This is a genomic window from Enterobacter sp. Li2LvB3 (assembly GCF_056156645.1).
The window spans coordinates 203,460-224,378 of sequence record NZ_JBSICG010000003.1; the positions used below are offsets into that span (position 1 = coordinate 203,460).

At 51.3% G+C, this 20,919-nt stretch carries 17 protein-coding genes and 1 pseudogene; 12 read left to right on the forward strand and 6 right to left on the reverse strand.

The window, feature by feature from the left end; genetic code table 11:
* Positions 1-945: 945 nt before the first annotated feature.
* The 6 genes and pseudogenes from ACS603_RS03980 to ACS603_RS04005 all read left to right on the forward strand — a co-directional run.
* The gene (locus tag ACS603_RS03980; RefSeq protein ID WP_474943793.1) at positions 946-3,567 is read left to right on the forward strand and encodes a YadA-like family protein; all 2,622 of its coding nucleotides are present in this window, start codon (positions 946-948) and stop codon (positions 3,565-3,567) included.
* A gap of 97 nt (positions 3,568-3,664) precedes the next feature.
* Entirely contained in the window at positions 3,665-4,045 is a 381-nt protein-coding gene (locus ACS603_RS03985; protein ID WP_315688460.1) for a hypothetical protein, read from the forward strand.
* Between the two features lie 135 nt (positions 4,046-4,180).
* Positions 4,181-4,612: a hypothetical protein gene (locus ACS603_RS03990; RefSeq protein WP_315688461.1), complete on the forward strand. Its 432-nt coding sequence runs from the start codon at positions 4,181-4,183 to the stop codon at positions 4,610-4,612.
* A gap of 195 nt (positions 4,613-4,807) precedes the next feature.
* On the forward strand, positions 4,808-5,122 hold the full coding sequence (locus ACS603_RS03995; protein ID WP_315688462.1) for a PTS sugar transporter subunit IIB: 315 nt from the start codon (positions 4,808-4,810) through the stop codon (positions 5,120-5,122).
* A gap of 99 nt (positions 5,123-5,221) precedes the next feature.
* The gene (locus ACS603_RS04000; RefSeq protein WP_474943794.1) at positions 5,222-6,172 is read left to right on the forward strand and encodes a bifunctional helix-turn-helix transcriptional regulator/GNAT family N-acetyltransferase; all 951 of its coding nucleotides are present in this window, start codon (positions 5,222-5,224) and stop codon (positions 6,170-6,172) included.
* 81 nt (positions 6,173-6,253) lie between these two features.
* Positions 6,254-6,388: pseudogene (locus ACS603_RS04005) on the forward strand (glyoxalase); the annotation flags it as partial.
* 91 nt (positions 6,389-6,479) lie between these two features.
* On the opposite strand, the gene ACS603_RS04010 reads toward ACS603_RS04005, so the two are convergent.
* Positions 6,480-7,250, reverse strand: a complete 771-nt coding sequence (locus tag ACS603_RS04010; protein WP_474943795.1) for an arylamine N-acetyltransferase family protein — start codon at positions 7,248-7,250, stop codon at positions 6,480-6,482.
* 94 nt (positions 7,251-7,344) lie between these two features.
* Between ACS603_RS04010 and ACS603_RS04015 the strand changes: the two genes are divergently transcribed.
* Positions 7,345-8,778: an aminotransferase-like domain-containing protein gene (locus ACS603_RS04015; RefSeq protein ID WP_315688463.1), complete on the forward strand. Its 1,434-nt coding sequence runs from the start codon at positions 7,345-7,347 to the stop codon at positions 8,776-8,778.
* A 329-nt stretch (positions 8,779-9,107) separates the two neighbouring features.
* Here the strand turns inward: ACS603_RS04015 and ACS603_RS04020 are convergent, their stop codons facing one another.
* Both ACS603_RS04020 and ACS603_RS04025 read right to left on the reverse strand, forming a co-directional pair.
* Positions 9,108-9,425 carry a YebG family protein gene (locus tag ACS603_RS04020; RefSeq protein WP_182060865.1) on the reverse strand — a complete coding sequence of 106 codons (318 nt, stop codon included), beginning with the start codon at positions 9,423-9,425 and terminating at the stop codon, positions 9,108-9,110.
* Between the two features lie 77 nt (positions 9,426-9,502).
* A complete protein-coding gene (locus tag ACS603_RS04025; protein ID WP_315688464.1) occupies positions 9,503-10,483 on the reverse strand; it encodes a nitrilase family protein in 981 nt (326 codons plus the stop codon).
* Positions 10,484-10,583: 100 nt separating this feature from the next.
* Here ACS603_RS04025 and ACS603_RS04030 point away from each other — a divergent pair, with 100 nt between their 5' ends.
* Entirely contained in the window at positions 10,584-11,459 is an 876-nt protein-coding gene (locus ACS603_RS04030) for a LysR family transcriptional regulator (protein ID WP_474943796.1), read from the forward strand.
* Positions 11,460-11,492: 33 nt separating this feature from the next.
* Here the strand turns inward: ACS603_RS04030 and ACS603_RS04035 are convergent, their stop codons facing one another.
* Positions 11,493-11,846: a helix-turn-helix domain-containing protein gene (locus ACS603_RS04035; RefSeq protein WP_182060868.1), complete on the reverse strand. Its 354-nt coding sequence runs from the start codon at positions 11,844-11,846 to the stop codon at positions 11,493-11,495.
* 336 nt (positions 11,847-12,182) lie between these two features.
* On the opposite strand from ACS603_RS04035, the gene oqxA reads away from it, so the two are divergent.
* Together oqxA and oqxB are read left to right on the forward strand one after the other, a co-directional pair.
* Positions 12,183-13,358 carry a multidrug efflux RND transporter periplasmic adaptor subunit OqxA gene (oqxA, locus tag ACS603_RS04040; RefSeq protein ID WP_182060869.1) on the forward strand — a complete coding sequence of 392 codons (1,176 nt, stop codon included), beginning with the start codon at positions 12,183-12,185 and terminating at the stop codon, positions 13,356-13,358.
* A 24-nt stretch (positions 13,359-13,382) separates the two neighbouring features.
* On the forward strand, positions 13,383-16,535 hold the full coding sequence (oqxB, locus tag ACS603_RS04045; protein WP_182060870.1) for a multidrug efflux RND transporter permease subunit OqxB: 3,153 nt from the start codon (positions 13,383-13,385) through the stop codon (positions 16,533-16,535).
* Between the two features lie 67 nt (positions 16,536-16,602).
* Here the strand turns inward: oqxB and oqxR are convergent, their stop codons facing one another.
* On the reverse strand, positions 16,603-17,082 hold the full coding sequence (gene oqxR, locus ACS603_RS04050; protein WP_182060871.1) for an efflux pump transcriptional repressor OqxR: 480 nt from the start codon (positions 17,080-17,082) through the stop codon (positions 16,603-16,605).
* Between the two features lie 360 nt (positions 17,083-17,442).
* Between oqxR and ACS603_RS04055 the strand changes: the two genes are divergently transcribed.
* Positions 17,443-17,967 carry a phosphoribosyltransferase gene (locus ACS603_RS04055; protein ID WP_315688466.1) on the forward strand — a complete coding sequence of 175 codons (525 nt, stop codon included), beginning with the start codon at positions 17,443-17,445 and terminating at the stop codon, positions 17,965-17,967.
* Between the two features lie 22 nt (positions 17,968-17,989).
* On the opposite strand, the gene ACS603_RS04060 is transcribed toward ACS603_RS04055, so the two are convergent.
* A complete protein-coding gene (locus ACS603_RS04060; RefSeq protein ID WP_474943797.1) occupies positions 17,990-18,526 on the reverse strand; it encodes a dihydrofolate reductase family protein in 537 nt (178 codons plus the stop codon).
* A gap of 513 nt (positions 18,527-19,039) precedes the next feature.
* On the opposite strand from ACS603_RS04060, the gene ACS603_RS04065 reads away from it, so the two are divergent.
* Entirely contained in the window at positions 19,040-20,449 is a 1,410-nt protein-coding gene (locus ACS603_RS04065) for a hypothetical protein (protein ID WP_474943798.1), read from the forward strand.
* Positions 20,450-20,919: the final 470 nt, after the last annotated feature.

A 20,919-nucleotide genomic window follows, 5' to 3' on the forward strand; every position in this document is an offset into this window, starting at 1 on the left:
GGAATGGTCGAATACCCTGCCGACCACTGCGCCGCGCTGGTGATCAGTTGGGGGATTTTCATCGTCAATGACCAAAAGGAAATGTGTCGCCATGGAACACTATTGATTGACTAATTACTCTTTTTTATTCCGAAAATCATCCTCATAAAATGTCTATAAAAGATCGCCGCAAGTGGTGATCTTTATGTTTTATCCTGTCAGCACACACACTGTGCAAGTCAATTTCTGTTAGACGCCTCACACTGAAACATGACTAACATCAAACTTTGTAGTGTTTTATTTGCACTTCAAATAAAGTCTGAGATTGCGTATTTTTACATCAATTTTAAAAAATTAACCAGATTAAAACAAAGACCGGAAGCTTATAGGGAGCGCATTGCTGCTGGCTAAAATTACTGGAAACTGGACTTCACAGGGCTTAAAGATGAAGGCTGCGAAGCACTGGAGAGTGGTAATCAGGTGTTACGAAGTGTTGCAGTACGCGGCATTTGGCAGACTATTAGACATTTAACAGTCTAATTGGTCACATTAAAATATAGATTTGAACAAACAATAGTCACCAGTATTACTATTTTATATTGACTTTAATGTGGCTTTCATTTGAAGGGTTTTGTGATATATAAATGAATTATATTCAAGACTATCTTAACAATTTTAAAACACTTTTGTGTGTTGACATGTTTCCACAAAAGCCTCAATTTCCAATCCCGAAATGCGAATACGGTTCAACAGCAGCACGATGAGGCGCTGTATGAAGCAGTCCGGGTGTTGTCGTTCCAGCACCGGAAATCACGGCAGGAAATTGTCGGAGAGGCGCTCGAGTTACTCAGAGTGAAGTACGGCGAGGTTTCCCTCGCCGTAGATAAAGTAAAGCAATAACCCCCTCGTCGCCAAACTAGATGGGTTATCGCAAACACCAATCAACTCAATTATAACAGGCTTAAAGTGAAAAAAACGTTACTTGCAACGGTAGTATTGACCACCATCACATCCCAGGCTGGCGCTGCCACCCAGGAAGAGGCGCGTACCATCGGTGAAGGCTATCAACACGCCGTTCGTTTCAACATGACCGACGTTCATAACCCTGACACCCTGATCGACGCTCACAAGCTGGCGCATAACCCGCTGTTCGCGGGTAAAGAGGTCGGCCAGAAAGCGCAAGAGCTGATGACTCACATCTACGATGCGAAAGCAGAGCAGGAGGCACACTGGCTGACACGCAATCAGCAGACTCCTGCGACCCCGGTCATTAAAGTACCTCAGCTGGAAGCGCCATACTCTCACCCTGAGCTGTTGGCTCCGCAGGCAGCACCAGTTAAAACCCCTGTTGCGCAAGTGCAGCAGACCCCTGTTAAACCAGCAGCCCCTGTCGCTCAGCCTCACCTGATTCCGACCGTTCAGCAGCAGACCCCTGTTAAGCAGGCTGTACCGACTGCACAACCGCAGCTGATCCCAACCGTACAGCAGCAGATTCCTGCGCGGGCAAAAGCTCCTGAGCTGAATCCACAGCCGAACCGCGCTATTCCGGCTAAACAGGGCGAAACGCCAGAATACGCGAAGCAGCTTATTCCTACACTGACCCCAGACCATGCCACCCCGTCTGTTATCCAGCAGACCCCGGATAAACCTGTTGCAGCAGCGCCCACCCTGCACCCGCAGCCGACTAAAGCACAGTTCACCCCAGATCCAATCCCTAACGAAGGCCTGGCTCACGCTGTTCGCTACAACATGACTGACGTGCATAACCCGGACACTCTTATCCACGAGGAGAAGCTGGCGCATAACCCGCTGTTCGCTGGTAAAGACGTTGCACAGAAAGCACAGGATCACGTTGCTAAACTGATGGCTATCAAGCTGGAACAGGAAAGTCACTACGAAGCGCGTCAGGCGACTGGCTCACAGGAGGATGATGCACAGAGTGCGGCTATCTTCCAGGGGGCTGCTGTTGTGCTGGCTAAGCCAGCGGCAGCGCCTGCCGCCGCTGCCGCGATTCCGGCTGCACCAGCTATCGATCCAACAGTACAGACCGCACTCGATGAGAAAGCAGACAAAACCGATCTGGCATCGTTGAGAACGCAGTTCAACGGCGCCCAGGTTAGCCGCATTAAGAACGAAGCAGATTTGGGTAATCGTCTCGATACCGTTGAATCTAATGCTGCCGCAGCGAAAACCGCGCAGGTAACGCGCGATGACGACCAGGACATCCGTTTCAACAAGCAGAAAGCAGCTCAGGCAGCAGTTGACGGCAAGCAGGACGGCGAAATCAACAAAGCAGCTGTTGCAGCTGTGAAAGAGTTCAACCGCGCTACTGTTGCTGAGCAAGCGCTTTCTGACCGCGTTGATGACCACGAAAACCGCATTCACACCCTGGAAACCGCACCTAAGCCGCAGGACGGCAAAGACGGTGTGAATGGCGCTAACGGTGCTGACGGGAAAGATGGCGCGCAAGGTCAGAAAGGCGACAAAGGCGACAAAGGTGATCGCGGTGATCAGGGCATCCAGGGTCAGCAGGGCGCAACAGGTGCGGCTGGTCAGAAGGGTGACAAAGGCGACGCTGGCGCGAAAGGCGACAAAGGTGATCGCGGTGATCAGGGCATCCAGGGTCAGCAGGGCGTAACAGGTGCAGCTGGTCAGAAGGGTGACAAAGGCGATACCGGGGCAACTGGTGCGGCTGGTCGCGACGGTAAAGACGGCCTGAACGGTGCCGATGGTAAAGACGGTGCTCAGGGTCCTAAAGGCGACAAAGGCGATACTGGTGCAGCGGGTAAAGATGTGGATCCGACGGTAGTCAACCAGCTTAAAGACGGCATCAAAACCAACGAGGACGCCACTAAAGCCAATAAGGCCATCATCAGCCAAAACGAAGCTGAGATCGCAGCTACCGTGCTGAAAGCTAACGCCAACGAACAAGGTGTTGCCGCTAACAGCAAAGGCGTTGCTACCAACAGAGATGGCGTACAGAAAAACGCAACTGCTATCAAGCTGCATGAGGATCATGTACAGACGCTGGCTCAAGGGGAGTTGTCTGTTGGCCGTCTGGCTGTACAGAACAACAAGGCTCTGACCAAACAGGTACAGGACTTCACCACCCTGCAAACCGAAGTTAAGCAGAAGGTTGACACCACCGTTTACCAGCAGCGCTCCGCAGTGGTAGACCAGCGCTTTGCAGATACCGATGCGCGTATCCACCAACAGAAACTGGAGCAGGACAAAACCAACCAGAAGGTAGCCGCGAACAGCAAAGAGCTGGCGAACCATGAATCGCGTATTACCGACCTGGAAGCCAACAACAAGACCAACTTTAACAAGCTGCAAAACCAGCAGAACAAAGACCGTAATGAGTTCCGAGCGGGTGTGGCAGGTGCTGTCGCACTGACCCAGATCCCGCAGGTTCAGGCTGACCAGACCGGCAACTTTGGTATGGGTGTCGGCACGTTCAACGGCGAGAATGCTATCGCCGCTGGTATCAGCACTCGGCTGTCTACCTCCGTTACCCTTAAATCCGGTCTGAGCTGGGACACCCAGGGCAACGTCGGCGCTGGCGCTGGTATGGCTGTAGGCTGGTAACGATGTGCGTAAACCTGTACGACAACGCGCGACGCTACGGTGACGGCAAAAAGTGATACCAACGGGCAGCGAAAGCTGCCCTTTTTAAGGAAGAGAAATGAAACGCTATATTATTTCCGTACTGTTGGCATTAACTCTGATCGGCTGTGCTGTTAAGCAACACGACACCCTGGGCGATGAACTCTCTCAGTTTCGCGCCACTCGCTCGTTCTATAACAAAGCACTCCTGCGCTGTAACTACCTGGTTACAGAGAAGTATCACAGCCGTCTTTATGGCTTTACACCTCTTGAAGGTGCTGAGCGCCGGGAAGTTGAAGCCGCAGCACGCGCTGATTACGCGACTTGCGCAACCAATTACAACCGCAAAGCCACCGCTTTATGGGAAGCACAATCCCCGGAAGTCCACGCCTTTTATAAAAAAAGCAGTGCCGAACTCCATCAGGAGTTTGAGCGGGTAAAAGCAGAAGCACAACGATAAGAATTCGCTCCATGAAAAAACTGATGTTAGCACTATAGGAAAACACGCTGAACACGCTGCTGAAACAGTTTTGTGAAACCCGCACGCTCTCAAATTATCGCTATTGAAAAAGAAGCTAACCGCTAAGGACTGACCATGAAAAAATTGATGATTGCACTCACGCTGGCGACCGTCGCCGCAGCCCCGGCTCACGCCATCAGTGCCAAATACCGCGAGCAGCTGGAGCGCTCCGGTTGTAATGAAATGAACGCCGGATCTACCTGCGATATCCACAAAACCCCGGCCCAGAATGCTGCAGCGGAGAAGAAAAGCCAGGACTTCACCAAATTCAAAGGCACTTACTCAGTGTTTGCCGCAAACGGCCAGCGTCTCGGTAATCGGGTGATTGTCGTGGAGCCGCACGAGGTTCGTTATGACGGTCATCTGGCAGAGCGCCCGCGCGTGATTAATGGCGTACTGCTGTTCAGTGTCGACCTGGCACAATACTCAATCACGGGTACGCGCGGGAGCGAACTGGGTACCTGGCTGGATGACCGCACTAATACTGGCGGCACCATTGGCCATTAACCACAATCGCTAAACAAGCAGACAATCTGTGACTTAAAAGAGATAACCCAATCTTGTCGTTCACCAATATGGCCCGTCATCTTTGCCATAAAGTTCATCAATATAATTATGGGTCCTTCACACAAATATGAGGTGGTGCTCATTTTATGAACATGGCGAGTCATATCCTGAGCATAATTCTCAGGAGGTAAAAAGATGAAAAAGCTACTGATATGTTGTTTGTTTGGAAACACAGCAAATTCTCTCGCCAAAAAGATGCAGTTACTGGCGGAACACAAGGGGCATCCTCTTATTGTAGGGGCGGTAGGTCTGGATAATTTTGCGAGCGTGGCTCCCGCTTTCGACGCATTTCTCATTGCCCCGCATATTCAGTATAAGGCCGAGGAGATTGAAAGAATTGTTGGCGACTCCCGTTCTATTGCTGTGATTGAAAGTCTTCCCTATGCCTCACTCGATGCGGAAAAAGTTTTAGCGTTTGTGATGGCGCAAATGCCAGAACTGGCGGGCTGACACCAAAGACCGCACCTGGCATGAAGCAGACATGAAGTGATTGACACATTCACTGCATAGATGGTTGTATTGTACAACCATCTATGCAGGGTAATACTGATGATTTCTGAACTGAAGAACATACAAACTATACGTGCGGCATCACGCTTAATGGTGCGAGAGCTGGGGTTCATGAACCAAAACCTGGCGACAACGGACTATCCGCCTTCAGCCGTTCACTCCATGCTTGAGGTTGACGCGCACGGGTCAATGACTGCCGCTCAATTGGTTCAGATTTTAGGGTTAGAAAAATCCAGCGTCAGCCGGATGCTTGCTAAACTTGTCAAAGCCGGAGAACTCGAAGAAAACCCGTCCACTGAAGATGCGAGGACGAAGCTGCTAAGCCTCACCGGGAAGGGCAGAGAGACCGTGCGGAACATTAATACTTACGCTGACGAACAGGTCGCAGCGGCACTCGGGAAATTGGATCACTTTACCCAGCACGCTGTGTCACAGGGCCTTTCTTCATATGCCAGCGCGCTGAAAGCAAGCCGCGAAAACAGCGAATGCAAACTGCGAAACAGCGTCGAAATAGTCACGGGTTATCATGCCGGTATGATTGGCCGAATTACTGAAATGCATGGCCGCTATTACGCCAGAGAGCATCACTTCGGTTCTTTTTTTGAAAGGAAGGTTGCCTCAGGTCTTGTTGATTTTTCTGACCGCCTGGAAAAGCCCTGTAATCAGATATGGCTGGCAATGGTGAACGATCGCATAGTCGGCTCAGTTGCAATTGACGGGGAAGACCTGGGAGATAATGAGGCACATCTGCGCTGGTTCATCCTTGACGACGGATGTCGTGGCAGCGGGGTGGGCAGAAAACTCATTGCCGAGGCGATGAAATTTTGCGATGAGCAAAAGTTCTCTTCAGTACAATTATGGACGTTTAATAAACTTACAGCGGCAAGGCGATTGTACGAATCATTCGGATTTGAATTGTCGAAAGAATGGGAAGGCGATCAGTGGGGCAGTACCATTACTGAGCAACAGTTCACCCGAAAAGTCATCTAAACATCCCTCAGTGGTTACTCTTTTGAACGTGGTTTTTTGCGGACATGTGTGAAAACAGCAAGGCCTGCTTTGAGCGAACTGCGGATATTGAGCGAGAAGGGTTATCGCCTGTTAATGGCTAGCCGCACAGAGCCATGGGTACACACAGTCACTCGTATGCTCAGTACTGAAAGGCTGCTCACCGGACGGACGATAACACCCTGGCTTCGCCAGTAGTCTGCGATAGATATGCCAGCCAGCCCTCTGTATATTTTCATCAGGATAAAAAGAGGGAAGGCTGTGCCCGGGATTAAACTGTCTTCACCATTTATTGCGGTACAGGAAGAGCAAAGCGTTTTTTCAGTACATAGGCGATATCGTCCTCCGTCAGTTGCTGCTTTTCTACGCCATCTGCAGTGATCGTCTTCAACACATTACCCAGCAAAATCTGGCGACCCTCGGAGCTGTGCTGCACGATCAGTAACTTCTGCACAAAGATGGCATCAGGATGGGTGGAGTTGAGGTAATTGGCCGGGATGAAATCAATCCATTCCTGGGGTGACAGATTAAAACTGTATTGATTGGCCCATTCGCCTTCCACCTTCGCTTGTAGCAGGTACTCGCTATTAACATCACGGATAAGTCGGAAAGTGTCGAAATCCTGTTCGATATCGGTGTCTGGCATGTCGATGGCGATCGGTGCGCGAATACCATAGCTGCCAAATCCTAGATCGCAAAGCCACAGGCGGTCATCGACCTCAGCAATTAATACCATATGCGTTTTCGGTCGGAGTGCCGGGTAGAACATCGGACGAGCTGCAACGAAACGGTAGGGAATACCTAAAGCGCCCAACGCCATGGCAAATAGCCCATTGACCTCATAGCAGTATCCACCACGACCTCGTTGTAGCAGTTTGTCTGCAATGTCTTCGGGTACCAGGGAGACGACTTTGCCAGCTTGTACATCCAGATTCTCGAAGGGCACCGAAAAGAGTTGATGACGCATGAGCGCGTGCAGCGTAGCGGTATCAGCGGCTGCATGCCCAGTGTAGTTTATACGACGGAAATAAGTAGAAAGGTCGAAGTTGTCGCTATGCATAATGCCTCCTTGATTGGGTTCGGCACCACTATAGAAGGGCCACATCATTGTCTGTATAGTCAGATCTATCGAAAATCAGACTATACAGTTCGCTATGTCCGTCCCACGTCTGTTGTCCCCACATTACCGCCGCATTGCTGAAATGCTGCGCTTTACCCTTGCATCAGGTGTATTGCGAGTCGGAGACAGGATGATCTCCGCGCGCAAACTGGCCGAACGCGAGCAAGTTAGCCTCCCGACGGCTCTGGAAGCACTCCGTTGTCTTGAGGCCGAAGGCCTGATCGTTGCGCGTCCGCGTTCGGGCTACTTCGTTTGCCAGATAAACACACCTCAGAACATGCAGTCTTCCCATCATTTACCTGGCCCAGTCCCCGTGACCATGTCGGCAGTAGCCCGTTCAATATTCAGTAGCGCAGAAGCCCGTCTGGTACCACTTGGAGCAGCGCTGCCCGATCCAATATGGCTGCCAACAGATACGCTACAGCGGGCGCTACAGACTGCAAGCCGTCGCCTGGAAGCACACGGGCAGAGCTACAGCCTACCGCCGGGAAGGGCAGACCTGCGTAGAAATATAGCCGTACGCGCTGCACAGTGGGGGGCCCATTTTGGTCCGGAAGATCTCGTCATCACGGCTGGAGCGACGCAGGCACTGCGTCTGGCTCTGCGAGCTGTATGTCAGCCAGGTGATGTAGTGGCAATTGAGCAACCCGCCTACTTCGGTACGCTCCTGCTGCTGGAGGACTTAGGCCTCAAGGCATTGCAAATCCCCACGGATCCCGCTGAAGGTCTGTTACTGGCATCTCTGGATGAAGCTATTCAGCGCCACCGTCCCGCAGCCGTACTAGCCTCGCCCACTGTGCAAAACCCACTCGGTGCCAGTATGCCCGTCACTCGCAAGCAGGAACTTGTTGCTCTGATTGAACGTGCAGGCATCCCTTTAATTGAGGACGATGTGTATGGTGACTTGGCAGGTGAGGGGCAGCGTCCTCCGGCCTGTAAGGCGTTCGACCAGAGTGGGAGTGTGATTTACTGCAGTTCATTATCCAAAACCCTTGCACCGGGCTGGAGAATCGGTTGGGTTGCGGCAGGACGCTACCACACGCAGGTATTGCAGGCTCGCATGGCCGGGGATTGGGCAGGCGCACCGCTGCTTGAAGCAGCTGCGAGCGATATACTGGCAAGTGGAGACTACGAGCGTCATCTGCGGCGCCTGAAGCTTCGGGTCACTGAGGGGGTACAAGCCGTCATCGCTCGGGTCAAAGCAAGCTTCCCTCCTGGCACTCGTATTGCCGTGCCGACAGCCGGTTTCTTGTTGTGGATAGAACTTCCGCATCCACTGAATGCATTGGTGGTACACCGTCGCGCGCTGGCGCTGGGCATTGGTGTCAGTCCTGGCCTTCTGTTTTCCCCGGGGGCGGAATTTCAGAACTTCCTGCGGCTAAATTGTGCGAATGAACCCTCGCCCAGGTTGCTAAATGCAGTGGAACAGATCGGTGCGCTTTGTCATGAACTGGCTGGTCAGCGCTAATGACTAATACATGCCCAGGCCCAGTACTCCAGGAGGAAAAAAGTGGGCTTGTCTGCTCTGATGAGATTACTTCAGCATGATGTTAGTCACGTCCGTTTTTGGCTGCGAGTTCAACGGGTCGATGCAACGCTATCCTTAATTGAAGGGGGACGTCGCCATGAAACGAAGAACGCGTATTAACTACACGCCGGAACAGAAAGCGATTATCTGGGACAAATATAAGCAAGACAGTTTCCTCTCTCCTCGTTGCTGATCCCTTCAGACAACTGAAAAAGCCGTAAGCAACTGCCTGCTTACGGCTGGAGGAACGGTGCCAATTTCTCTGACAATCAGGCCGCTTTCACGGCTTTGATTTTTTTCGTGTCTGCCGCATCGGATTCTGTTTTATCCGTTTCAACAGGGACATTGAGATCGGGAAGCTTGCTGGTACGCAGAATATGCTGCACGGTCTCTTTCTGCTCGGCGAGATACAGGCCAAGATTTTCAGCCTGCGTTTCATCCATCTGCATTCCGCTTTGCAACAGCCAGTCGGTGAACGCGTCTGCCATATCGAGCAGTTTGTCGTAAGCGTCAGCCTCTTTCTTACTGGCAAATGTCATTTTCTCTTCACCTTTTCTTACGACAACAAATTTTGTTTCAACAGCCATTATGCGTACCTCACACTGTAGTTATGTACAGTATATCGATTCCAGATTTAAGTTGCAGCTAAAAAGTGCTTACATTTTTAACGGGCAGGGGGCTCATTCGAAAATCGTGCACTGATCGCATCACGTTCATAGCCCTGAGGCTGTGTCAGTATCTGGTATAAATCAGGACGGCGACCGTGGATCCAGCGGCGTCCGGTGCTCATTGCAAGCAGGCTTAAATCCAGTTCAGCGCTCACCATAGCATCTTCAGCCGCCCAGGTTTCATCAATAATCCTTCCATAAGGATCGAGGATCATTGCATTCCCTGTACGCACTTCGTCATCATCTGCACCGACACCGTTGCTGAAGAGAAGAAATAATCCGTTGTCATGTGCACGGGCAGGTAGCCAGCGCATTAGCCATTCCCGACCGCTTGCCCCTTTGAATGCAGCAGTAATTTCTTCCTTACGCGTTTCCCGCTCTTCCCAGAGCGCCAGCGGAATACGCTTCATCGCATGAGGGCTGCGGGAATCGGTACCGCCTGTTTGATGTGGCGCGAGAAGAATATCTGCGCCCAGCAACGCCGTCGCGCGCACATTTTCGACCAAATTGTTGTCCCAGCAAATCAGGATACCGACTTTCACTCCCCAGGGCGTATCAAAAACGGTAAAACTGTCCCCGCTGCTGATGGCCGGATGTTCAAAAGCATGAAGTTTACGATGCGTATGCATTGAACCGTCCGGCATACAGGCAACATACGCATTGTAAAGGCGGCCATCGTCGGCTCTTTCAATAAGACCGGCACCGATAAGCATTTGATGTTTTATCGCCAGAGAGCGAATTAATGTCAGGGAAGGGCTATCAGCAATCGGCTCTGCCAGAGCAGACACCTCAGTTGCGGTGAGCTTGGGGACGTGCCAATACCCGGTGATACACATTTCAGGGAACGTGAGAATTTTCACCTGCTCAAGCGCCGCCTGTTCAATAAATTTCTCCATTATCAGCAGGTTGTATTTTTTGTTATTGGCCTGGTGCTGAAACTGTACGGTTGCCGCCTTTAAAGATTGAAGTTCGTTCATGATGCGTCTCCAGTTGTCATCGAAACTGAATTACATAACGATTACCAATAACTGTATAATCAAATAATTTCTAATTCCGATAACCAACTGGAATGTAAAATTGAACATCCGTTTACTCAAAGCCTTTTTGATACTTGCTGAAAAAGGAAATTATGCCGATGCGGCGCGGGCGCTGTTTATCTCTCAACCGGCATTGACAAAACAGATTAATCTCCTTGAATCCCAGGTGAATATGTCTCTTTTTTCACGAGGTCGTCACGGCGCAATACTTACGGCCTGCGGCAGGCATTTGCTGCCAGAGGCTGAAAAAGTGGTCAGGCAAACCCAGTTATTTATGCAACATGCTGAGCGGGTATCAAAAGGCGTGGAGGGGCATATCGCCGTTGGGTTCGGTCTCTCAAGCTTTTATCTGGCGCCACGCTGTATCGCTGACTTTCGCCGGGACTATCCGGGAGTAGAGATGTCATTGACGGATCTTCCCTCATTCCAGCAGTACGAGCTTTTGCAAAATGATGAGCTTCAGGTCGGTTTTGTCAGGGTTCCTCCCCCCGTGGCGCTTGAATACCTGCCGTTATTTACCGATAGGCTGGTTCTGGTTGCGCCCGCAACGTCGCCGACTATGTCTGCTGCTGAGTGGCTAATGAAACGTCCCCTGTTACGCCTTCATGATGAGCGAGGCCGGGGTTTAAATACGCAGATCGACCGCTTTCTGCACGACAACGGTCTTTTCATCTCATCGACTCAACTGACTGACGATATCCAAACTATTGTCGCGATGGTGATTGCGGGTATCGGTGTTGCCATTCTGCCCACCAGCGTTACGCATATCGCACCGCCGGAACTGGTCATTATTCCGTTAACGGGGGAGTCAATAAGCTGGAAGGTGGGCATCGCCTGGGACGCAAGCAAGGAGGATGTCATCCGTGACAATTTTATCGCCAGCATCCGAAAGGGCATTTCGGCCGATTGCGAGTGATTTTCCTGAGTAAATTACCCGGCACGACCTGGATTACTGGCGTAGCTGTTGCGCTTCCGGGCTACCTATACTGCGCCGCCATGCCCCAGGTGCCTGACCATACTGGCGCTTAAAACTGCGGTTGAAGGACTGCTGGGAGTCAAAGCCCAGCGCAATCGCCACGTTCAGAATGGGTTCATCGCTGCGGGTTAAGCGCTCAACTGATTTTTGCAGCTTTTGCGCGCGAATATACCCGGCGAGGGGATACCCCGTATGTTCTTTGAACAGGCGCTGGAGGTGCCATTTTGAGTAGCCGGATCGCCTGGCGACGGACTCAATGTCCAGACGGCTATCCAGGTTGTTGTCGATCCAGTCAAGTAAATCATGCATAAATGCGCCAGTGTTCATCTGGTTACCCCACGCAGTATATCTAAAGGTATCTTTGTTTGTTGCATTAAAGAGTGGTGCGTTTTTGTATTAATTGCAAGTTTTATTGTTGCATTTACAGTCTGAACCGAAACGGGTCTTTTCACATTGGATCAAATAGCACATAAAGTGCAACAATTATTCTTGCACTTAGTTAAGCGCCTTCCTACAATCGCCGCGAATAGTGTATTTGCGACTGTTACAGTTTTGTGGCGATGAACGACACAAATGGCCTTAAGCCAGCTACCGGACAAAGGAAGTGGCGCGGTGTCTCCTGCTGCGTCTTGCCCGGCTGCTACTAATACCGGAATAAAAATAATGAGCCTGCAAAAAACCTGGGGTAACGTTTATCCGAGCGCGTTGGGAGTGATGTTGCTCTCCGTGCTGCTCGTCGGATGTGATAACAGCGTCGCGCAAAACGCCGCGCCACCTGCGCCCGCCGTCAGTGCCGCTGACGTGGTTGTGAAATCCATTAGCCAGTGGGACAGTTTTAATGGCCGGATTGAAGCGGTGGAGAGCGTTCAGCTGCGCCCGCGTGTTTCCGGCTACATTGATAAAGTGAATTACACCGATGGCCAGGAAGTGAAGAAGGGCGAGGTGCTGTTCACCATTGATGACCGAACCTATCGCGCGGCGCTGGAACAGGCGCAGGCGAACCTGGCGAGGGCCAAAACGCAGGCCAGCCTGGCGCAAAGTGAGGCTAACCGTACCGATAAACTGGTCAATACCAATGTGGTTTCCCGTGAAGAGTGGGAGCAGCGTCGTTCGGCTGCCACTCAGGCGCAGGCCGATATTCGCGCCGCGCAGGCAGCGGTTGACGCCGCGCAGCTCAACCTGGATTTCACCAAAGTCACTGCACCTATCGACGGCCGCGCCAGCCGGGCGTTGATCACCAGCGGTAACCTGGTCACTGCGGGCGACACCGCCAGCGTGCTCACCACGCTGGTCTCGCAGAAAACGGTTTATGTTTACTTTGACGTGGACGAGTCGACCTACCTTCACTATCAAAATCTGGCCCGCAACGGGCAGGGGGCATCCAGTAATCACATGGCGCTTCCTGTTGAGATTGGCCTGACGGGCGAGGAGGGCTATCCCCATCAGGGTAAAGTGGACTTCCTTGATAATCAGTTAACGCCGAGTACCGGCACGATCCGTATGCGCGCACTGCTGGATAACGCGCAGCGGCAGTTCACGCCGGGACTTTTTGCCCGCGTACGCCTGCCGGGTAGCGCGGAATTCAAAGCCACGCTTATCGACGACAAAGCGGTACTGACCGATCAGGATCGCAAATACGTTTATATCGTGGATAAAGAAGGGAAAGCGCAGCGCCGCGACATTACGCCGGGGCGTCTGGCAGACGGTTTACGCATCGTGCGGCTGGGGCTGAACCCTGGCGATAAAGTCATCGTCGATGGTTTACAAAAAGTGTTTATGCCGGGGATGCCGGTTAACGCGAAAACCGTTGCCATGACCGCCAGCACCGCCCTTAACTGATCCCTTGACCTGAGAATCCAACCCATGGACTTTTCCCGTTTTTTCATCGACAGGCCGATTTTTGCCGCCGTCCTGTCGATTCTGATTTTTATCACAGGATTGATCGCCATCCCGCTGTTGCCGGTAAGCGAATATCCTGACGTCGTGCCGCCAAGCGTGCAGGTGCGCGCGGAGTACCCGGGCGCTAACCCGAAAGTGATTGCTGAAACCGTGGCGACGCCGCTGGAAGAGGCGATCAACGGCGTTGAGAACATGATGTACATGAAATCCGTCGCGGGCTCGGACGGCGTGCTGGTGACCACCGTAACCTTCCGTCCGGGGACTGATCCGGATCAGGCGCAGGTTCAGGTGCAAAACCGGGTCGCGCAGGCCGAGGCACGTCTGCCTGAGGATGTGCGGCGTCTGGGCATTACCACCCAGAAACAGTCGCCGACGCTGACGCTTGTGGTGCATCTGTTTTCGCCTAACGGTAAATACGATTCCCTGTATATGCGTAACTACGCCACGCTGAAAGTGAAGGATGAACTGGCGCGTCTGCCCGGTGTCGGCCAGATCCAGATTTTCGGCTCCGGCGAATACGCGATGCGCATCTGGCTGGACCCAAACAAGGTGGCGTCACGCGGGTTGACCGCCTCGGATGTGGTCACGGCGATGCAGGAGCAGAACGTGCAGGTTTCTGCCGGGCAGCTTGGCGCCGAGCCGCTGCCGAAAGAGAGCGATTTCCTGATTTCCATTAATGCTCAGGGCCGTCTGCATACTGAAGAAGAGTTTGGCAATATTGTCCTGAAAACGGCGCAAGACGGTTCAGTCGTGCGCCTGCGCGACGTGGCGCGTATCGAAATGGGCTCCGGCAGCTATGCGCTGCGTTCTCAGCTGAACAATAAAGACGCGGTCGGGATTGGTATCTTCCAGTCACCGGGGGCAAACGCCATCGACTTGTCTAACGCGGTGCGCGCCAAAATGGACGAATTGTCCACGCGTTTCCCGGCAGATATGAAGTGGGCGGCACCTTACGATCCGACGGTGTTTGTCCGCGACTCCATCCGTGCGGTCGTACAAACGCTGCTGGAAGCGGTCGTGCTGGTGGTGCTGGTGGTTATTCTGTTCCTGCAAACCTGGCGTGCGTCGATCATTCCGCTGATCGCGGTGCCAGTATCAGTGGTGGGTACCTTCAGTATTCTCTACCTGCTGGGCTTCTCGCTAAATACCCTGAGCCTGTTCGGGCTGGTGTTGGCCATCGGTATCGTGGTGGATGACGCCATCGTGGTGGTAGAAAACGTCGAGCGAAATATTGAAGAGGGGCTTGCTCCGCTTGCGGCGGCGCATCAGGCGATGCGGGAAGTGTCCGGGCCGATTATCGCGATTGCGCTGGTGCTGTGCGCGGTGTTTGTGCCAATGGCGTTTCTTTCCGGCGTTACCGGTCAGTTCTACAAGCAGTTTGCGGTGACAATTGCGATTTCAACGGTGATCTCCGCCATTAACTCGCTGACACTCTCTCCGGCGCTGGCGGCACTGCTGTTGAAGCCGCACGGTGCGCCGAAAGATTTTCCGACCCGACTTATCGACCGTCTGTTCGGCTGGATTTTCCGTCCGTTTAACCGCTTTTTCCACCGCAGCTCGAACGGCTATCAGGGGCTGGTGGGTAAAACACTGGGCCGACGCGGCGCGGTGTTTGCAGTGTATCTGCTGCTGCTCTGTGCGGCGGGCGTGATGTTTAAAGCGGTACCCGGCGGGTTTATTCCGACGCAGGATAAGCTGTACCTGATTGGCGGCGTGAAAATGCCTGAAGGTTCATCACTGGCGCGCACCGATGCGGTGATCCGCAAAATGAGCGAAATAGGGATGAATACCGAAGGCGTGGACTATGCGGTCGCGTTTCCGGGGCTGAATGCGTTGCAGTTCACCAACACGCCGAATACCGGAACGGTCTTCTTTGGCCTGAAACCGTTCGATCAGCGTAAACATACTGCGGCGGAAATTAACGCTGAGATCAACGCCAAGATTGCGCAAATTCAGGAGGGCTTTGGCTTCTCCATCCTGCCGCCGCCGATTTTAGGGCTGGGTCAGGGGTCGGGTTATTCCCTGTACATCCAGGATCGCGCGGGTCTGGGCTATGGCGCGCTGCAAAACGCGGTGAACACCATGTCCGGTGCGATTATGCAGACGCCGGGAATGCATTTCCCGATCTCAACCTATCAGGCTAACGTTCCGCAACTGGACGTACAGGTCGATCGCGATAAGGCGAAAGCGCAGGGCGTGTCGCTGACCGATCTCTTTGGTACGCTGCAAACCTATCTGGGCTCGTCGTACGTGAATGACTTCAACCAGTTCGGGCGTACCTGGCGCGTGATGGCGCAGGCAGACGGGCCGTTCCGCGACAGCGTGGAAGATATCGCGAATTTACGCACCCGAAATAACCAGGGCGAAATGGTGCCGATTGGCAGTATGGTGAAAATCACGACCACTTACGGCCCGGATCCGGTGATCCGCTACAATGGCTACCCGGCGGCGGATCTGATTGGCGATGCCGACCCGCGCGTGCTCTCGTCCTCGCAGGCGATGACGCAGCTGGATGCGATGTCTAAACAAATCCTGCCGAACGGGATGAATATTGAATGGACGGACCTGAGTTTCCAGCAGGCCACGCAGGGTAATACGGCGCTGATCGTCTTCCCGGTCGCGGTGCTGCTGGCGTTCCTGGTGCTGGCGGCGCTGTACGAGAGCTGGACGCTGCCGCTGGCGGTTATCCTTATCGTTCCGATGACCATGCTGTCCGCGCTGTTTGGCGTCTGGCTGACCGGTGGCGATAACAACGTGTTCGTGCAGGTGGGGCTGGTGGTACTGATGGGGCTGGCGTGTAAAAACGCGATTCTTATCGTGGAGTTTGCCCGCGAGCTGGAAATTCAGGGCAAAGGCATTATGGAAGCTGCGCTGGAGGCCTGCCGTTTGCGTTTACGCCCGATTGTGATGACCTCCATCGCCTTTATTGCCGGGACCATTCCTCTGATCCTTGGCCACGGCGCGGGGGCAGAAGTGCGCGGCGTTACCGGGATCACCGTATTCTCCGGGATGCTGGGCGTGACGCTGTTTGGTCTGTTCCTGACGCCGGTGTTTTACGTGACGCTGCGTAAATTCGTGACGCGCGGCAAAGTGGAAAGAGAAGTTCTGCCTGCGTAGGAACGATGCAGATAATAAAAAACCGCCTTCACAGTGAAGGCGGTTTTTTTTCGCAACAGATAAAACGTTAAGACGTTTTTTGATACTGGGCAATAAGCTCGGGGATCTGATCCCATCCGCTGCTATCGGCGCTTTTCACCGCTTCCAGGGCGCTTGCCACGGTATGGCGGGCTAAGACCGCTAACGACGCCTGCTCAGCTTCTTCAGAAATCGATTTAAAGTACCAGCAGGCGTTCGCGCTGACCACGCAGCGGGCCGGTACATCAGGGCGTGACGCCCACAGCTTTTTATCTTCGATGACCGAAAGGTAGATGTCGCGCAGGGATATCTCTTCCGGCGGGCGACCAAGGTGAATTGAGCCGTTACGGCCAAGCGTTGAGACGATAATGCCGTCACGCGTGAGCGGAACCATCAATTTGCGGATGAAGCTCGGGTTTGCTTCCAGGCCGTAGGCCAGAATTGCGCTCGTCGAACGTTCACCCAATTGCTCCGCCATCGCTACGCTGAGAACCATCTGCAAAGCTGTCGGGAAGCGGTAATCTAACATTTTTCTGTCCTGGGTTACGGTGAATCTTGTTCTTTTTGGCACCGCAGAGGTGAATAAGCAATAAACAACAATATAACAAATACGGTAATTATTTTGAAGCAATCTGCGGCATTCGTGATCGAACATCATATTCTTTTCACGCGAACGCGCGATGCGGGACGCCCACCGCCACCATGAGCCATCGTCATCAGAGCCTGATTCTGGGTCTTAGCTCGATTTTGCTCGATTGTGCAACTTTTTGCTTTGTGTTGTGCTTGATTGTGATACTTTGTGAGAAACCGACAAGGTCTGGCCGTATTTTTCATAAGCGGGTTGCCGGCCAGGGTGTTAAGACATCTTCCATAAAGGAACGTAACTAAAATGAATCATACACATGCCGGAAAGATCATTCTCGACGAATCCGCAATCGCGGAAGGTGTCAGTATTGTTGCCGACAGGCTTAATTCTGATTTCAGCGATGCTGTGATTATTACCGTCATACCGGGCGGTATATTTTTCACTGCTGATTTAACCAGAAAACTGAAATTTGATATTGAGATGGATTATATTTCCTGCCCGCACACTCCCGGTGAACGTAATAATTCATCGGAGATTGTTTTCCATAATAACATCGGCATTGAAGGACGAAATGTGATTGTTATCGATGACGCGATCGAGTCGGGGGGGACGATGAAACGGCTTGTGGAGTATCTTAACGAAAAATATAACCCACAGTCAGTCTCGGTTGCCGTCCTTTTCGTTAAGCCCGGACGCGTATCCATTCCTGCACACTGTTATTACGCTTATGAAATGGAGAATGATGATTTGCTCATAGGGTACGGGATGCCCTGGCAGAACAAATTCCGCAATCTGCCCTGTGTGGCTCAACTGAACAAAGACCACTGAATCGGCTTCGGGTTAATTCAGCTTATGACGTCAGCCGATAGTGCGACTGCACCAGACCCGAAGGGAAGCTGCGGCTGGATAATAGTGTCAAATCGATATCATGGGGCAGTACTCCGAACAGAGGTTTTCCCGAACCAAGCAGGACAGGAACGATAGTGATAACGATATCGGCAACCAGACCTTCGCGCAGGAACGACTGTATTAACTGCCCACCATCGATATAGACCCGATGCACGTTCTTCTCCTTCAGTTCAGCAAGAGCCTCCCTTGGCGTGCGGCATGAAAACTGCACTTTACCCTTCAGCGCCTCGGGTACGGGGGTATCGGTTAGCTGCCGGGAAAGCACCAGTACGGGTCGATCATAAGGCCATCCGTCAAAAGTCAGCACCTTCTCATAGCTGCCTCGCCCCATAATGATCCAATCTTTGTCCGCGATGAATGCGGCATAGCCATGATCTTCTGTCGGGTCATCGCGCTTCAATAGCCAGTCGATATCGCCATCCTGTCGAGCGATATAACCATCAAGACTGACCGCGATGAAAACATGTGTGGTGACCATCAAGTGCTCCGTATTCAGGTTGCATATATCTCGTTGAGTTTAGCAACGTCTGCTCCAGGCGCGAAGTGAGCAAGTTATCTAAGTTGAAGGTCCGCTGTGAGCGAAGAGCGGACATATCTGTTCTGTCGTAGTCCAGTTTAAATCGGATACCTTTCTAGAGAGATATTGACAGAAACGTATGTTTGAGAAGTATCCTGTGCAAAGAGTTAAATAGTCACTAGTGGAAAAAATACCATCATTATGTCTATGTAACTGGCAACTGGGATTTGAGTATGCAGCAGCGCCATCGTTACACACTGCACCGGGACACTTGGTGGGGAACTAACCATATCTATCAGCGGTATTTTCGGAACAAGGAGTCAGGCGCTCATGTCAGACACTAAATTGGTCGGTTCCTCAAAGCACTAAAGTTTGACCATTTAGATTCCTTCACTCGACACTTAGGTCGGCCTGCTTACTCCATTTGAAATAATGAGGAGCAATAATTGGATAGAGAATTTATTTAAGGTGAAAATGGACATTACGAACACAATCAAAATAGACATTGCATCGTTACAATCCAAGGGACCCCTACTACGGGAAAAAATCCTGCGTCCAGGAGATGTGCTGTTAGTTAAAGGCAACACTCTCTTTAGCTCACTGATCGTTTCAGTAACTCAGGGCGAATATTCTCACGCAGCAATCTGGATACCAGGGGGGGATGAAAAAGTTGAAGGCATTTTCCTCGCCGAATCTGATACCAGCGGTGTTGGTTTTACCGTACTAATGCCAATGAGTCTGCATACGGGAAATGCTTCAGGAAGAGAAATAGTTTTTCAAATTCCGGATAGCCCAAGTAAATGGATTTTGTTACGCCATCCCGGGTGCGAAAATATCGACTCAGCCAAGATGCATCAGGCCTCAATTGATTTGCAAAATGATGATTTTTACAAAACTTATTCTGCTGCACCAAGACTTCTGGAAACGGTGACCTTACGAAAATCATATTATTCATTAGCCTACATGGCAGCGCAGGCAATTGATGTTTTTCGTAGAGATAAAGGAACACGAGGAGTATTCTGCTCAGAACTGGTTGCCAAGTTTTTTTCTAAACTAGGTCTTGAATTATTTTTAGATAAACGTGAGTCACACACAGTCTCTCCAAATGACTTGGTGTTGCCAGAATGTCTTCTAGTAGAAGTTGAAAATGCGTTTGTGGATACACAAAGCCTTTCGCCTGAAACCTATGCTTATGGTTCTCTTTCTCAAAAAAGAAAGAACGATCCTTTTCTCCGCAACATGATAAACCAACGCGGCATGAACGATGAAATTACAAAAATTGTAGATGAATTAGAAGGGAATTTACGCAATACAAACCGCGCGATCATTGAACAGTATAATGGAATTGCTGAGGAAACTCAAAGACGAGTTGTAAAACAGATTGCACTTGCTGAACTCTGGAACGAACCAGAGCAGGTCGAAAAATTGCGGCGCTATGCAGTAATGCATAAATATGGATTCCTGTTATTACAATGCATTAATGAACATGATGATCTCCAACGATTTGGAAACACTCAAGTTGAGGATATCGAATCTTGGAACGAAGCCAGTGCAACATTACATTATATAGCTATTGAAATTATGTCAGGTGTCCAACACGCACTTCTCAGAAATACCATTCTTTCTGGTATTCGTAGAGTAAGAAAAACTTACAGAAACTCATCGCCTTGCAGAGTACAGCTAGTTAAGTTCAGACGCTTTCGGACCAAGATGTTTAAAATATGGGAAAGAAAAAAATTTGAAAATCATGAAAATCTTGCGTTCCACAAACGCTCATTAATGTATGGCTCGCTTAGTGAACAGGCAGATGTATATATTCATAAAATTGTGCAACAAGCATTTAAATTGCTGAAAGAGGAATTGGTCAGCAATCAAACCAAATGATCGTTGATTAGACACTTCACCGGCATAAACATAAGGCTTTTATTTTTAGTAAGTTTTATTGTAATAAAAGAGAACGGTGACGCCCAGTCCTATAGGCTGGTGTGCCACATCATATAGATGTTAGTGTAAGTATCCCGACAAAACGAACCATCAATTTTTAGAGAATCTCTGGCACCTCCAACTTCCGCTCCTGGCACGCAACGGACAGGCTACGTGGTCATTGGGTCTGCTTTGAGCGAAGAGCGGAAGTTCGCATTTGTCATGACCGCCGGGATGCATGACTAACATTGGCGTGTGATAATCAACGAGGACCAGGTCATATAATCCTTCTTCAAACAATCTTTCCGCTCGTTTAGCTCTGCTGGTATTCCTTGCAAACTAAGTGTGAAAATACTCCAGAGGCCATTCAGTGAAGTCTTTAGGCCATATAACAGTCACATCAAGAATCTACATTCCAGCAAAAGAGTGTT